This is a genomic window from Curtobacterium sp. Csp2 (assembly GCF_013347165.1).
Genome location: NZ_CP054593.1, coordinates 748,058 through 760,579 on the forward strand (window position 1 = coordinate 748,058; position 12,522 = coordinate 760,579).

At 72.6% G+C, this 12,522-nt stretch carries 12 protein-coding genes; 4 read left to right on the forward strand and 8 right to left on the reverse strand.

The window, feature by feature from the left end; translation table 11 throughout:
* Positions 1-105: 105 nt before the first annotated feature.
* Positions 106-609, forward strand: a complete 504-nt coding sequence (locus tag HUN59_RS03720) for a hypothetical protein (RefSeq protein WP_174777540.1) — start codon at positions 106-108, stop codon at positions 607-609.
* Between the two features lie 120 nt (positions 610-729).
* On the opposite strand, the gene HUN59_RS03725 is transcribed toward HUN59_RS03720, so the two are convergent.
* The gene (locus HUN59_RS03725) at positions 730-1,047 is read right to left on the reverse strand and encodes a hypothetical protein (protein ID WP_174777541.1); all 318 of its coding nucleotides are present in this window, start codon (positions 1,045-1,047) and stop codon (positions 730-732) included.
* A gap of 99 nt (positions 1,048-1,146) precedes the next feature.
* Here HUN59_RS03725 and HUN59_RS03730 point away from each other — a divergent pair, with 99 nt between their 5' ends.
* Entirely contained in the window at positions 1,147-1,488 is a 342-nt protein-coding gene (locus HUN59_RS03730) for a ribonuclease E inhibitor RraB (RefSeq protein ID WP_174777542.1), read from the forward strand.
* A 33-nt stretch (positions 1,489-1,521) separates the two neighbouring features.
* Here HUN59_RS03730 and HUN59_RS03735 read toward each other — a convergent pair whose 3' ends face one another.
* From HUN59_RS03735 to HUN59_RS03760, 6 genes are all read right to left on the reverse strand, one after another.
* Positions 1,522-2,577 (reverse strand): BLUF domain-containing protein, encoded by a 1,056-nt coding sequence (locus HUN59_RS03735; protein WP_174777543.1) that lies wholly within the window; start codon positions 2,575-2,577, stop codon positions 1,522-1,524.
* 118 nt (positions 2,578-2,695) lie between these two features.
* Positions 2,696-3,442, reverse strand: coding sequence for an ABC transporter permease (locus HUN59_RS03740; RefSeq protein WP_174777544.1), 747 nt, complete (start codon positions 3,440-3,442; stop codon positions 2,696-2,698).
* Positions 3,439-4,143 (reverse strand): HAD family hydrolase, encoded by a 705-nt coding sequence (locus tag HUN59_RS03745; protein WP_174777545.1) that lies wholly within the window; start codon positions 4,141-4,143, stop codon positions 3,439-3,441. The genes HUN59_RS03740 and HUN59_RS03745 overlap by 4 nt, the downstream gene beginning before the upstream one ends.
* Positions 4,053-5,714 (reverse strand): glyceraldehyde-3-phosphate dehydrogenase, encoded by a 1,662-nt coding sequence (locus HUN59_RS03750; RefSeq protein WP_174777546.1) that lies wholly within the window; start codon positions 5,712-5,714, stop codon positions 4,053-4,055. Before HUN59_RS03750 ends, HUN59_RS03745 begins: the two co-directional genes overlap by 91 nt.
* The gene (locus HUN59_RS03755; protein ID WP_174777547.1) at positions 5,714-7,585 is read right to left on the reverse strand and encodes a phosphoenolpyruvate carboxykinase (GTP); all 1,872 of its coding nucleotides are present in this window, start codon (positions 7,583-7,585) and stop codon (positions 5,714-5,716) included. Before HUN59_RS03755 ends, HUN59_RS03750 begins: the two co-directional genes overlap by 1 nt.
* 25 nt (positions 7,586-7,610) lie before the next feature.
* Positions 7,611-9,065, reverse strand: coding sequence for a cation:dicarboxylate symporter family transporter (locus HUN59_RS03760; RefSeq protein ID WP_174777548.1), 1,455 nt, complete (start codon positions 9,063-9,065; stop codon positions 7,611-7,613).
* 187 nt (positions 9,066-9,252) lie between these two features.
* Between HUN59_RS03760 and HUN59_RS03765 the strand changes: the two genes are divergently transcribed.
* Positions 9,253-10,899: a sensor histidine kinase gene (locus HUN59_RS03765; protein WP_254629983.1), complete on the forward strand. Its 1,647-nt coding sequence runs from the start codon at positions 9,253-9,255 to the stop codon at positions 10,897-10,899.
* The gene (locus HUN59_RS03770; RefSeq protein WP_174777550.1) at positions 10,896-11,576 is read left to right on the forward strand and encodes a response regulator; all 681 of its coding nucleotides are present in this window, start codon (positions 10,896-10,898) and stop codon (positions 11,574-11,576) included. The genes HUN59_RS03765 and HUN59_RS03770 overlap by 4 nt, the downstream gene beginning before the upstream one ends.
* An 87-nt stretch (positions 11,577-11,663) precedes the next feature.
* On the opposite strand, the gene HUN59_RS03775 is transcribed toward HUN59_RS03770, so the two are convergent.
* Positions 11,664-12,522: SDR family NAD(P)-dependent oxidoreductase (locus HUN59_RS03775; RefSeq protein WP_368076201.1), on the reverse strand; the 859-nt coding region annotated here is incomplete at its 5' end.

Consider the following 12,522-nt stretch of genomic DNA (forward strand, 5'->3'; position numbering starts at 1 on the left):
CATCGTCCGCAGCCGGTCGCCCGGCTCGTCCCGGCATGGCCCACTGCCGCGCCCCACCTGTTCTCGGGGTGGCGTCGCGGCGCGCTGCCACGGGAGGATCGGCGCATGCTGCGCGGTCGGAAGGCGATGACGGGTGTCCTTGCGTCGGCCGTGGTCCTGCTGCTCGCCGGCTGCAGTGAGGACGACCACGCCCGGGAACGAGCAGACGACGCCGACCAACAGGCCTGGATGAGCCAGATGACCGCGCAGTTCGGTGACGGTGCCGACAGCAGGGGTGGTCTGGGCGGCAGACTGATCGCGTCGGACAGCGGCAGCCCGGCAGCTTCCGGATCGATGCAGTCGGCGGTCGCCGGGCGCTACGACCTCGTGGCAGTCTGCCGATCGACGACGCACGTGCACGTCACGGTTCGGACGTTCCGCGACGTGGGCGGGGACGTCACCCGGGCGGGAGCGACCCTCGGGCAGGTCGACGTCACGTGCGGCACGACGGCCCGGACGACCATCGACGTGCCGAGCGGATCGGACGGGCTCGTGATCGAGGCCACGACCGCCGACCGTTCCGGTCGCGCTCTCTTCGACACGTTCATCCTCGATCCGGCGCCGAGCTGATCACCCGTCCGTCGTCCGTGCACGGCTGCGCCCGCGTACGACCGACGCGGCCAGGAGCACCGCGCCGACGATCGCGGGGTAGGCGCTGACCGCGGCGTACCCGACGGCGTCCGTCCGGCTCTACCACTGCGTGGTCCCGGTCGTCCAGGAGATCCGCTGCGTGACCGCGAACACGGTGACGAGGAGCACGACGGCGCCTGCGGTGGCGCCGACCGCCGGCCGGCGGTTGCCGACGGCCACGGCGGCGGCGCCCACCACGGCGAGTCCCGCGAGCACCAGTGGGTTCGTGGTCGAGTCGCCACCGAACGGGGCGGTGGCGATCACCGCGACCGCGTACACGGTGACGAGGCCGACGACGACGCCGGTGCCGAGCCGTGCGGCGATCCGTTGCGGGTGCTGCAGGCGGAGCCCTCCGGATGTGCGCTCGGACGTGGTCATGGTGCCCCCCTCGACCGACACGACGGAGTGCCGGGGCACCAGGGTCGCACGTCGGTCGCAGATCGTCCACGGGGCCGACCCTGCCGCTACCCTGCAGGCATGGCCCGATCCTCGCTCGCCGTCACCCTCGCCGACACCGGACAGCAGCTCGATGCGCGCCGGCAGATGGGCGACCGGCTCGAGGTGCCGCGCGTCGTCGACCACGTTGCGCTGTTCCGTTCGAAGGGCGCTGCGACGTCGGCTGCCGAGGCGCTGCGTGCACTGGGCTACACGGTTGACGTCCGCGCGAAGCTCTTCAGTACGACGATCGAGGCGCACAAGTCCGAACGCCTCGACGCGGACGAGCCGGTCCGGTTCGTGACGGAGGTGTTCGAGGTCGTCGAACGGAACGGTGGCACGTACGACGGGTGGGGCGGCGAGGTGGAGTTGCCGGGAGCCTGAGTCCGTCGCCGTCCGGCGAAAGACGGGACTCGGCTACTCCCGGGCTCCGGCGACCGGGATGTCCCAGTACGTCGGCTGCTCGTACTGTTCCGACCAGCCACGACGCATCCGCGTCGCAGCCCGGTCGAACGCGTCGACGAGGTCGGTGTCGCTGGTGAGCAGTGCCTGCAGCCGCAGCCCGTCGTACAGGGCCAGGAGCTGTTCGGCACCGCGGACCGGGTCCATCGTCTCCGGCTCGCGGCCCGCGCGCACGTCCTCGGCGAGACCGTTCCGGACGGACTCCCGGAAGCGGCGGTAGATCGATCGGTAGTAGTCGGCTCCGTCGACCGTCGGGTCTGCCGCGGAGACGAGACTCGCAGCGAGGAGCTCCACGAGCCCCGGTTCCTCGGCCTGCGCCGCGAGGAGCGCGTGCAGGTACGCGACCGTTCCCTTCTCGGCCATCAGTGGCGTCAGCGGCGTCGAGATCGCCAGGGTCCACCGTTCCACCGTGGCCGCGAGCAACGCGCGCTCGGTCGGGAACGCCGCGCGCACCTCCGTCGCGGTCATCCCGGCGTGCGCCGCGGCGACCTCGAGGCTGAACCGCGTCACCCCGCCGTCGTGGAGCGCGAGGATCGCACCGTTGATCGCCCGCGTGCGCGGTGCCTCGTCCGCTTCGGCGCTCCGGCTCGTCAGGGGCGCGAGCGGGTGCTTCCGGAACCACTCGAGCAGACCCCGAGCGCGGCTCAGGCCCGCGGCCGGGTCGAGCGGGCGACCGGGCGCGAAGAGGTCGCTGAACCCCGGGACCTGCTCCATCAACGGGTCGATCGGTTGGAACGCCATCGACCAGTCCGGGAAGGCGCGCTGCTCGATCGATTCGTCCATGAGGACCCGGACGTTCGTGTGCCGAGGATCGGTTCGGACCTGCCCGAAGCGCGCACCGACGACGGCGTCGTCGCCCTCGAGGATGCCGAGGCAGTTGTCGCCCTTGTGCGCGAGGATGCCGGTCACCCCGAGCACGGTGTTCTTCTCGCGGCCGACCGCGAGGATCTGGGCGAGCTCGGTGTCCGTGATCGGACGGGTCTGCGTGCTGGTGTACACGATCGAACGCATGGAACGGGGTCTCCCTTTCTCACCGGGGTACGGCGTCCCTCCGAGTGAACCGTTCGGTCCACTGCGCCACAACCCCCAGATCGGCCGGGTCCGCGCCGGCCTGGAGGATCGCGGTGCGTCAGCGACGCCCGTCCGTCGGGCGCACGGTCACCGGGGCGAGCCACCGCGTCAGGCACACGGCCGTGCAGGCCCCGGCGGTCGCGATGGCGGCGAGCACGACGATCTGGAAGCGCCCGGCCTCGAGCGGGGAGAGCCCGCCGAACACCGCTCCGACGAAGGCGCCAGGCAGGGTCACCAGTCCCGTCGTCTTCGTCTGGTCGACCGTCGGGACGAGTGCTGCACTGACGGCACGGCGCACCAGGGTCTCGGTCGCACGGCGCGGGGGAGCGCCGAGCGCGAGCCACCCCTCGACGGTGTCCCACTGGTCGACGAGCAACTCGCGGAAGCGGCGACCACTGATCGTCGCGATGGTCATCGCGTTGCCGATCACGATCCCGCCGACGGCCAGCGCGTACCGCGGGCTCAGCTCGATCGCCCCGGTGCCGAACACCACCGCACCCGTGACGACGATGCCGATGGCCATCGAGACACCGACCGGGAGCGCGGACTCGCGCAGTGTGCCGAGCCGTCGGGCAGCCGTGACCACCGCGACGGAGAACATCACCACGAGCGCGACGGCGATCAACACGGGTGAGCGGATGACCCCGGACAGCACGAGGCTGATCACCGCGAGCTGCGCTGCGCCGCGCAGGATCGCGACCGCGGGTGCCCACGGGGCCTCGGCCCGCGTCGCGAGCAGGACGGCCGTCGCGACCGCGACGAGCAGCAGCACGCCGACGAGCGTGTGCAGCAGCGAGTCGGTCACGCCTCGAACAGTACGGGGCCGCCCGGCTCCAGGGCGCGGAGGACGGCCGCCCGCACGGCTTCCTGCCCGGTGGTCTCGCGGGCCACGAGCAGCCCACGCATCCCGGCTCGACGGGCTCCGGCGACGTCTCGCTCGGGGTCGTCACCGACGAACAGGCACGCGGACGGGGCGACACCGAGGGCGCGCGCGATGCCGGTGAAGGCCCGCTCGTCCGGCTTCTGCAGCCCCGTCCGCCCCGACGCGTGGACGACGTCGAACGCATCGCCGAGCCCGGTCCGTGCGAGCTTGTCGAGCTGTTGTTCCGCGTCGCCGTTGGTCAGGAGCCCCAGGCGGTACCCGCGGGACCGGAGTTCGTCGAGCAGGTCCCGGCTCCCGGGGAACGCTCGCCACGCGGCCCGGTACCGCCGGAGGTAGTCCGCGAACAGGTCGTCGAGTGTCGCGGTGTCGTCGAGGTCGAGCGGTTGTCCGAGCGCCGGCAGCACCGTGCGCAGACGCTCCCGACGCTGTTCGGCGAACCCGATCTCGCCCGACCGCCACCGTTCGAAGTGCTCGTCCTCGGCAGCTGCCCACCGTCGCAGCGCCGACTCGCTGGGACGCAGCGCGAGGCTCGTCAGGAACTCCGCTGCACCGCGCCTGGACGCGCCTCGATGGTCGAAGAGCGTCCCGTCGAGGTCGAACAGGACCGCTCGGAGGTGCCGCACGTCTGCAGGCTACCGCCGGCGGGGCGGGCGGCTGCGCGCCTCCCGGCCGGGGTGGCGGGGAGTGCCGTTGCACGGCCACCCGCCATCTCCTGCAGGATGCGGTGGACCTGCCGGCTGTAGCCGGACTCGTTGTCGTACCAGACGTACAGGACCACGTGCTCGGAGCCGTCCGCGATCGTCGCGAGCCCGTCGACGACGCCCGCGCGGCGGCTGCCGAGGAAGTCCGTCGAGACGACCTCGGGGGACTCGACGTAGTCGATCTGGCGGCGGAGCGACGAGGTGAGCGACGCGTCGCGGAGCAGACCGTTCAGGGCGTCGCGCGTGACGGGCCGGGCGAGGGTCAGGTGCAGGACCGCGAGCGACACGTTCGGCGTCGGGACGCGGACGGCGTTGCCGGTGAGTCGACCCCGCAGCTCGGGCAGGGCCTTCTCGGCGGCGCGCGCCGCACCGGTGGCGGTGATGACCATGTTCAATCCCGCCGCCCGACCGCGCCGGTCGGCGGGGTGGTAGTTGTCGACGAGGTTCTGGTCGTTCGTCGCCGAGTGCACGGTCTCGACGTGGCCGTGCACGACGCCGTACGCGTCGGACACCGCCTTGAGGACGGGGACGATCGCGTTCGTCGTGCACGAGGCCGCGCTGACGACCGGGGCGTCACCGACCTGGTCGTGGTTGATCCCGTGCACGACGTTCGGCACCCCGCCCGTGCCCGGGGCGGTGAGGAGCACCCGGGCGGCTCCGGGGGCGAGCAGGTGCTGCTCGAGGCCCTCGGCGTCCCGCCAGCGGCCGGTGGTGTCGACGACGATCGCGTCCTCGATGCCGTGGGCGCGGTAGTCGACCGCGCTCGGGGCGTCCGCCGAGAGGAACTGGATCAGCGTGCCGTTCGCGGTGATCGTGTCGTGCTCGGGGTCCACCGTGACGGTGCCGGCGAACGGGCCGTGGATCGAGTCCCGGCGGAGCAGGCTCGCGCGCTTCACCAGGTCGTCGGGACCGCGGCGACGGACGACGACGGCGCGGAGCGCGAGGGGCGCGTGCTCGCCGGCGCGTTCGAGCAGGATCCGGGCGAGCATCCGGCCGATGCGCCCGAAGCCGTACAGGACGACGTCGCGCGGGGCGGGGCGGGGACCGGCGGGGCCGTCGTGCGGTGCGGCGCCGCGGGCGAGGAAGAGTTCGTCCTCGAGGAACTCGCGGAGCGGCGTGCCGAGCGGATCGGCACGGTGGCGGGCGGCGAGGTCGGCGAGGTCGACGGACGCCGAGGACAGGGTCATGGCGTCGAGCTCGGTGAGGATCGCCAGGCTCTCGGTCACGGGGAGCTCGGTCTCGTCGACCCGGCGCGTGGAGCGGTGCGCCTTGACGATCCCGATCGGGGACTCGCCGACGAGGGGCCGGCCGTAGACCGAGGTGACGACGTCGTCCCGGCGGTACAGGCGTCCGATGAGGGGGACCATCGCCTCGGCGGCGGCGAGCTTGTCGGTCCAGGCGCGCTGCAGTCGTGCGCGGTCCGCCGCGGACGGCGGCGCGCCGGGTGTGGTGCTGGGCTGCGCGCCGGGTGTGGTGCTGGGCGAGGTCGCCATCAGACGACCTGCGGGGTGCGGGCAGGGGCGGCCGCGGCGGCGTGCAGGGCTGCCCGCCGCTCGTCGAGGAGAGCGGTGAAGACCGCGGGGGAGCGGCCGGCGAACTCGTCGAGGAACTCCTCGGTGCGGCGGCACTCCTCGAGCCACGAGTCCGGGTCGACGGCGAACAGGGCGTCGAGCTGGGCGTCCGAGATCGCGAGCCCCTGCACGTCCAGGTCGTCCACGTCGGGGAGCAGGCCGACCGGGCTCTCGACCGCGGGGACGGCGCCCTCGACCCGGCGGGCGATCCACTCCAGCACGCGGGCGTTCTCGCGGAAGCCCGGCCACAGGAAGCTGCCGTCCTGGTCCTTGCGGAACCAGTTCACCTGGAAGACCGCGGGGGCACCGGCGCCGAGCTGCTCGCCGATGTCGAGCCAGTGCGACCAGTGCTCGGCCATGTCGTAGCCGCAGAACGGCAGCATCGCGAACGGGTCGCGGCGGAGCTCGCCGACCGTCCCCTCGGCCGCGGCGGTGCGCTCGGACGACACGGTCGCGCCCATGAACACGCCCTCGGCCCACGTCGGCGCCTGGGCCACGAGCGGCACGTTCGTCGAGCGTCGGCCGCCGAACACGACGGCGTCGATCGGCACGCTCGTCTCGACGTCGGCCGCGAGCGACGGGCAGCGGTCGAGCGCGACGGTGAACCGGGCGTTCGGGTGCGCGGCCGGGGCCCCGCTGGCCGGGGTCCAGTCCGCACCCGTCCAGTCGACGAGGTGCGCGGGCGGCTCCGGCGTCAGACCCTCCCACCAGACGTCGCCGTCGTCGGTCAGGGCGACGTTCGTGAAGATCGTGTCGGCGGCGATCGTCTCGACGGCGACCGGGTTCGTGTCGGCGCCGGTACCGGGTGCGACGCCGAACAGTCCCGCCTCGGGGTTGATCGCGTGGAGCCGGCCGTCGGAACCCGGCCGCAGCCAGGCGATGTCGTCGCCGATGGTCTCGACGGACCACCCGGGCAGCGCGGGCTGGAGCATCGCGAGGTTCGTCTTGCCGCAGGCCGAGGGGAACGCCGCTGCGACGTGGAACGCCCGGCCCTCCGGCGAGGTCAGCCGGATGAGGAGCATGTGCTCGGCGAGCCAGCCCTCGTCGCGGCCCATCACCGACGCGATCCGGAGCGCGAAGCACTTCTTCGCGAGCAGCGCGTTGCCGCCGTAGCCCGAGCCGTACGACCAGACCTCCCGCGTCTCGGGGAACTGCACGATGTACTTCGTCTCGGCGCAGGGCCACACCACGTCCGACCGCTCGGTGCCGGCCGCGTCGCGCAGGGGCATCCCGACGCTGTGCACGGTCGCGACCCACGGCACGCCGGCCCCGATCGCGCGGAGCACCTCCGGGCCGAGGCGCGTGGTCTTGCCCATGCTGAGCACGACGTACGCCGAGTCGGTTACCTCGACCCCGAGCTGCGAGATGGGACCGCCCACCGGGCCCATCGAGAACGGCACGACGTACATCGTCCGGCCGCGCATGCTCCCGGCGAACAGGCCGTCCAGCTCCGCACGCATGGCGTCCGGGTCCCGCCAGAGGTTCGTCGGGCCGGCGTCCTCCGGGGTGCGGGAGCACGTGAAGGTCCGACCCTCGACCCGGGCGACGTCGTCGGGCGCCGAGCGGGCGAGGTAGCTGTTCGGTCGGCGCTCCGCGTCGAGGGCGATCAGCTTGCCCTCGTCGACGAGCTGCTGCGTGAGGCGAGCGGTCTCGTCCGGTGACCCGTCGCACCAGACGACGGCATCGGGGCAGGTGAGGGACGCGACCCGGGCGACCCACGCCTCCAGGGTGACGCGGGGTGAACCGGGGACGGTGGCGGGGGCGGGCGTCGTGTGGTTGGGGTTCGTGATCATCGTCGATCTCCTCGTGTCGGGGGGACTACCGGCGGGTGGTGGCCTGGCGCTCGGGCTCGACGATGGTGCGGACGGCCTCGGTCGAGATGCGCTCCTGCTGGTCTGACGCCGACGCCGACGCCGACGCCGACGCCGACGCCGACGCGGCCGGTGCGCCGTGCTCGTCGGCGGACATGGTCCGCTCGTCGAACGGCGCGGCACCGGACAGCACCCGCTCGACCTGCTCCTTGTCGATCTGGCGCGTCCAGGTGCCGACCAGGACGGTCGCGACGGCGTTGCCGGTGAAGTTCGTCAGGGCGCGGGCCTCGGACATGAACCGGTCGATGCCGACGATCAGCCCGACGCCGTTCACCAGATCGGGACGGTGCGCCTGGAGACCGCCGGCGAGGGTCGCGAGGCCGGCGCCGGTGACGCCCGCCGCGCCCTTCGAGGCGATGATCATGAAGACCAGGAGCGAGATCTGCTCCGGGATGTTCAGCGGGGTGCCGAGGGCGTTCGCGATGAACAGCGAGGACATCGTCAGGTAGATGGCCGTGCCGTCGAGGTTGAACGAGTAGCCGGTCGGCACGGTGACGCCGACGACGGGCTTCGAGACGCCGAGGTGCTCCATCTTGGCGATGAGGCGGGGCAGGCTGACCTCGCTCGAGGACGTCGACACGATGAGCAGGTACTCGCGGCCGAGGTACTTCATGAGCCGGAAGATGTTGACGCCGGTGACGAGCCGGAGCAGGAGCCCGAGCACCCCGACGACGAAGACGATGCAGGTGATGTAGAAGGCGACCATGAGCGTGCCGAGCGCGACGAGCGCCGCGACACCGGTGGCACCGACGACCGCCGCGATCGCTCCGAAGGCGCCGACCGGGGCAACCCACATCACCATCGCGAGGATGCGGAACACCAGGGCCTGCAGGTGCCGGATGCCGGTCAGGATCGGCGCACCCTTCTCGCCCATCGCCTGGAGCGCGAAGCCGACGAGCAGGGCGACGAAGAGCGTCTGCAGGATGCTGCCGCTCGTGAGCGACGACACCAGGGTCGCGGGGATGATCCCGAGCAGGAACCCGGACGTCGACGACGCGTCCTCTGTCGAGCCCGACGGCGGGTCGTACTTCGCGGTGGACATGTCGAGGTGGTCGCCGGGGTGGATCAGGTTGCCGACCACCAGGCCGATCGCGAGGGCGAACGTGGACATCGCGATGAAGTACCCGAGCGCGAGCCCACCGACCTTGCCGACCGTCGCCGCCTTGGCGATCGAGCCGACGCCGAGGACGATCGTGCAGAAGATGACGGGGGCGATCATCATCTTGATGAGGGCGATGAAGCCGTCCCCGATGGGCTTGAGGCCGACCGCGAACGTCGGGGCGGTGAGCCCGACCACGATGCCGGCGAGCACGGCCACGATGACCGCGATGTAGAGCCAGTGCGAACGGTCCAGCCCGCGCCGCCGGACGGGGCGTGCGGTGGACGAGTGCGTCGATGCCATGAGACTTCCTTGTCGTCAGGACCGGGGCGTCGTCACCTCGGTCGGCTCGTTCCCCGGGGGGACGGGCCCACCCTGCCGCAGACCGTGGGCCGGGCGTGACTTGCGTTCATTGCGTTCACGGATGCCCCACACCGCCGTGCGGTGTCGCAGAATGGTGGTCCCGCGACGAGGCGAGGAGGGTCCGACCGTGGCACCGAGACGGTGGAGCATCGCCAGACGGCTCTTCGCGCTGCAGCTGCTGTTCGTCGTGGTCGGCGTCGCGGTGGGCGGCGCGTGGAGCTGGGCATCGGCGCGGGCGGACCTGCAGGCCGACGCCGCCGAGAAGAGCACCGCGCTCGCCGTGTCGATCGCCCGGAACCCCTTCGTGGTCGAGCAGGCGGCCACCGCCGATCCCTCGGCGCGACTCGAGCCCTACGCGCTCGACCTGATGCGCCGCACGCACACGGACTTCATCACGATCATGGCGCCGGGCCGCACCCGGTGGACGCACCCGGACCGTGCCGAGATCGGTCGGCAGTTCCGCGGGACGATCGCCCCGGCGCTGGACGGGCAGACCTTCACGGAGACGTTCGCCGGGACGCTCGGCCCCTCCGTCCGGGCCGTCACGCCGATCACCGACCAGGACGGGAAGGTCGTCGGGCTCGTCGCCGCGGGTGTCACCGTCGCGAACATCTCCACCGCGCTCGTCCCGCGGCTCGGGTCCGTCGCGGTGCTGGCCCTGGCCGTGGTGGCCGTGTCCGCGCTGTTCTCGTGGCTGCTCAGCCGGTACCTCGGCCGGGTGACCGCCGGCCGCGGGCCCGAGGAGCTCGCGCGGGTCTTCGCCTCGTACGAGGGCGTGCTCCACTCGGTGCACGAGGGACTCGTCGTGATCGACCGGAGCGGGGCCGTCGTCCTGCACAACGACCGCGCCGCCGAGCTCCTGCACCTGCCCCCGCCCGCCGAGCGTCAGGAGCCGATCCCGCTCGCCGCGCTCGACGTCCCGGACGGACTCCGCACGCTGCTTGCGTCGGGGGACCGCGCCGTCGACGAGACCCACGTGACCGCGGACCGGGTGCTCGTCGTGAACCAGGAGCTGGCGTTCCCGCGGGGCTCCGCGAAGCCGGTCGGCACGGTCGCGACGATCCGCGACCAGACCGACCTGCTGCACCTGTCCGGCGAGCTCGCGGCGACCCGGACGCTCACCGGGGCGCTCCGGTCGCAGACGCACGAGTTCGCGAACCGGCTGCACACCGTCGTGGCCCTGCTGGAGCTCGGGCGGGTCGACGAGGCGATCCGGTTCGCGTCCGACGAGATCGACCGGCACCAGATCGACCGGCAGGCGGTGCAAGCACCTGATCCGGCATGGCACGCCGACGACGACGGCCCCCTGGCCGTGACGCCCGAGGTCCTCGCCGCCGTCCTGCACGCCAAGCGCGCGCAGGCCCACGAGCGCGGGGTCGTGCTCGTGGCCGACACCGACGGCCTGCACGCTCCGGTGGCCGCGCCGGCGAGCGACGTCATCACGGTGCTCGGGAACCTCGTCGACAACGCCGTCGACGCGGTGGCCGAGCACCCCGGCGGTCCGGGTGGGCCGCGGGTCGCCGTCACCGTCACGACGCAGGACGACGGGCGCACCCGGATGGTCGTCGCGGACAACGGCCCCGGGATCGCCGACGTCGCCGCGGCCGCCGAGCGGGGCTGGTCGACGAAGCCGTCCGGGCCGGAGGGGCGCGGCCTCGGACTCGACCTCGTCCGCTCCGCGCTCGCCGACATCGGCGGGACGATGACCGTCGACACCGGCCCGACCGGCAGCACCTTCGTGGTCGAGCTCGAGCCGCGGCAGGTGCCCGCGTGACGGACACGATCCGCGTCCTGATCGTCGAAGACGAGCCGCTCACCGCCGAGGCCCACGCCGCGTACGTCGGCCGCGTCGACGGCTTCACCGTCGTCGCGTCCGCCGCCACCGGTCGGGAGATGCTCGCCGCGGTCGCTGCGGAGAAGCCGGACCTGGTGCTGCTCGACTTCAACCTGCCCGACGCGCACGGACTCCAGCTCGTCCGCGCGCTGCGCACCGCCGGCTCCGCCGTCGACGTCATCGCCGTCACCGCCGCGAACGACGTCCGGGGCGTGCGGAACGCGATCGCGCTCGGGATCGTCCAGTACCTCGTCAAGCCGTTCAGCTTCCGCACCTTCGCGGACCGGCTCACGACGTACCGCGAGTACCGCCGGGGCTTCGAGGACCGGCGGTCGCTCACGCAGGCGGACATCGACGCGCGGCTCGGGACACTGCGACCGGCTGCGCCGGCCGAGTCGGAGAAGGGCATCGCCCCGGAGACGCTCGAGACGGTCCGCTCCGTGCTGATCGGCGCGGACGGAGGCGCATCCGCCACCGAGGTCGCGCAGGCCACGGGGACCTCGCGCGTCACCGCGCGGCGGTACCTCGAGCACCTGATCGCCGCGGGCCAGGTCGACAAGGACGTGCGGCACAGCGGGCCGGGTCGGCCGGAGTACGAGTACCGCTGGTTGCGCTGACCCGACACCGGCGCTGACGCGCCACGGGACGGACGGGAGGATCGTGGCGGCGCCGCCACGATCCTCCCGTCCGTCGTGCGCTCCCGTCTACAGACCGACGCTGCCCTGCGAGATGCCGCCGTCGATGGTGACGGTCGTGCTCGTCATGTAGGCGGCCTTGCCGGAGGCGAGGAAGACGACCACCTCGGCGATCTCGTGCGGCTTCGCGGGTCGACCGAGCGGGATGGCGTCGTCGAGCTGCTTGAGCTTGTCGGGGTCGGACGTCGTCGCCGTGTTGATCGGGGTGTCGACGGCGCCGGGGGCGATGTTCACGATCCGGACGCCGTGCGGGCCGAGCTCGACGCCGCCGCTCCGGGCGAGCATGCGCACGCCGCCCTTGGCGACGCAGTACGCCAGGTTGCCGGGCATCGGCCAGTCCTCGTGGACGCTCGAGATGTTCAGGACGAGGCCGCCGTGGCCCTGCGCGATGAACTGCTTCGCGGCCGCCTGGGTGCCGAAGAACGCACTCTTCATGTTCACGGCCATCACCTTGTCGTAGCCGTCCTCGGTCTCCTCGAGCAGCGACTTCCGGTCCTCGATCCCGGCGTTGTTCACGAGGACGTCGAGCGAGCCGAAGGCGTCGACGGCCTTCTGGACCATCCGGTGCAGGTCGTCGGCGCGGGTGATGTCCGCGTCGACGCCGACCGCGTGGCCGCCCGCGTGCTCGATGCGGTCGATCAGGGACTCGGTCTCCTCGGGGTGGGCGACGTAGTCGATGACGATGTTCGCGCCCTCGGCTGCGGCGGCGAGGCAGATCTGCTCGCCGATGCCGCTGTTGCCGCCGGTGACGACGATGGTCTTGCCCTCGAGCAGCATGGTTCCTCCTGGTGCGGTGGGGGTCGGGTGTGCCGCCCACGGTGCTCCGGACCGGCTGGCGGGGTCCGGCGGATGTGCTGAGGTCTCGCGC

What these genes read in the sequence shown, in the direction of transcription:
- HUN59_RS03720 (WP_174777540.1), top strand. Translation starts at nt 106, where the DNA reads ATGCTGCGCGGTCGGAAGGCGATGACGGGTGTCCTTGCGTCGGCCGTG.
- HUN59_RS03725 (WP_174777541.1), bottom strand. Translation starts at nt 1,047, where the DNA reads ATGACCACGTCCGAGCGCACATCCGGAGGGCTCCGCCTGCAGCACCCG.
- HUN59_RS03730 (WP_174777542.1), top strand. Translation starts at nt 1,147, where the DNA reads ATGGCCCGATCCTCGCTCGCCGTCACCCTCGCCGACACCGGACAGCAG.
- HUN59_RS03735 (WP_174777543.1), bottom strand. Translation starts at nt 2,577, where the DNA reads ATGCGTTCGATCGTGTACACCAGCACGCAGACCCGTCCGATCACGGAC.
- HUN59_RS03750 (WP_174777546.1), bottom strand. Translation starts at nt 5,714, where the DNA reads ATGGCGACCTCGCCCAGCACCACACCCGGCGCGCAGCCCAGCACCACA.
- HUN59_RS03755 (WP_174777547.1), bottom strand. Translation starts at nt 7,585, where the DNA reads ATGATCACGAACCCCAACCACACGACGCCCGCCCCCGCCACCGTCCCC.
- HUN59_RS03760 (WP_174777548.1), bottom strand. Translation starts at nt 9,065, where the DNA reads ATGGCATCGACGCACTCGTCCACCGCACGCCCCGTCCGGCGGCGCGGG.